Below are 1,224 nucleotides of genomic sequence, written 5' to 3' on the forward strand. Positions count from 1 at the left end.
TCAGCCATGAAGCGATCGTTCAGCTCATCAACGCGACCACGACGCGCACGGGCCTCGAGGTCAGCTGCACCATCGACGCCAACACCTATCCCAAAGGCATCAAGGTCTCCGACCGCACGATGAAACAGCTCAACATCCAGCCGCATGACTTCCACGGCGAATGGAACTACACCATCCGTCCACGGCAGATTGATAGCGCTAAATGTAGCGGTTAATCGATATCAGCTCCAAGCCGGTCACCGTTGTGCCGGTGCCCCGGCGCGCACCGTACAGGTGGCGTGCCGGGGCTGGGCTAGACCTCTTGGGGCTGTGGCAACGCGGCCTTGCCAACGCGCCGCTGCTGACGCCGCCGCCGGACCCGGATGCGGTGTTCGAGGCGCTCGTCGCCGACGGCCGGGCCGCGTGGACAGAAGGGCTCCTGGAGCTGCCTGGCCGCGCAGGCGTGAACAGCGCGCTCATCGCCCGCGTGTGCGCTCGAATAGTCGGCCTGATCGACGGGAACAGCGCCGGCGGCGTGTGACACGGCCGGGCGCCCGGTCACCGGCGCCGCGTCCGGTTACCTTGAGCTTGTTCGTCAGGTGGCCATAATGGCTGCGATCCCCGACAATCGTGTCCCCACCGGACTGCATTGGAGGTATCCGGCGCATCGCCAGGGCATGATGCGCCCTGTCAGTCCGCTCGTCCGACCCCCGCGGATACGTCGGCATCATCACCATCTGAGACCCCGCAATGAGTTGCGTCGACCGATGCGAAGCCCCCAAGATCAACGCCAAGCCGATGCTTACGCCTTCCCTTACCATCATCTGCCCGCGCTGACCCCCGTGCCCACGATCTCTCGGTACTGGAGCTTCGCGCCGTCCTACGTTGCCGGTCTATGGCTTGTGACCGACTGGATGGACCGAAACCTGAGCGCGAACCCGAACGCGGGAACCTGGCGGCACGTGGATATCGGTTGCGGCGACGGCGCGCTTCTGCGCCACCTCCGCCGTCGCATTTCAGCGGACCGGCTGCACCTCACCGGTGTCGATACCGACCATCGGGCCATCGCCTGGGCGCGGATGTTGAACGACGCATCTGTCGATGTCGTCTGCGACGCTCTGAACCGCCCCGAGCTTTCCGGAGGCTCCAACGTCTGGGAGACTGGAGCCCATGGGAAAGACGACGAACCGGAAGCCGTATCCGCGGGAACTACGCGAGCGCGCCGTTCGGATGGTGCGCGAGCAT

Annotated in this window: 3 protein-coding genes; all 3 read left to right on the plus strand. The window is 65.3% G+C overall.

Annotated elements, in window-relative coordinates; translation table 11 throughout:
* On the plus strand, positions 1 to 215 hold a 215-nt coding region (locus CKO28_RS27665), incomplete at its 5' end, for an ISAzo13-like element transposase-related protein (RefSeq protein WP_437127639.1).
* 86 nt (positions 216 to 301) lie between these two features.
* On the plus strand, positions 302 to 520 hold the full coding sequence (locus CKO28_RS27670; RefSeq protein WP_200344751.1) for a hypothetical protein: 219 nt from the start codon (positions 302 to 304) through the stop codon (positions 518 to 520).
* A 226-nt stretch (positions 521 to 746) separates the two neighbouring features.
* The coding region (locus CKO28_RS27675; RefSeq protein WP_200344753.1) for a class I SAM-dependent methyltransferase at positions 747 to 1,224 on the plus strand (478 nt) is incomplete at its 3' end.

It is taken from the genome of Rhodovibrio sodomensis, assembly GCF_016583645.1.
Lineage (GTDB): Bacteria > Pseudomonadota > Alphaproteobacteria > Kiloniellales > Rhodovibrionaceae > Rhodovibrio > Rhodovibrio sodomensis.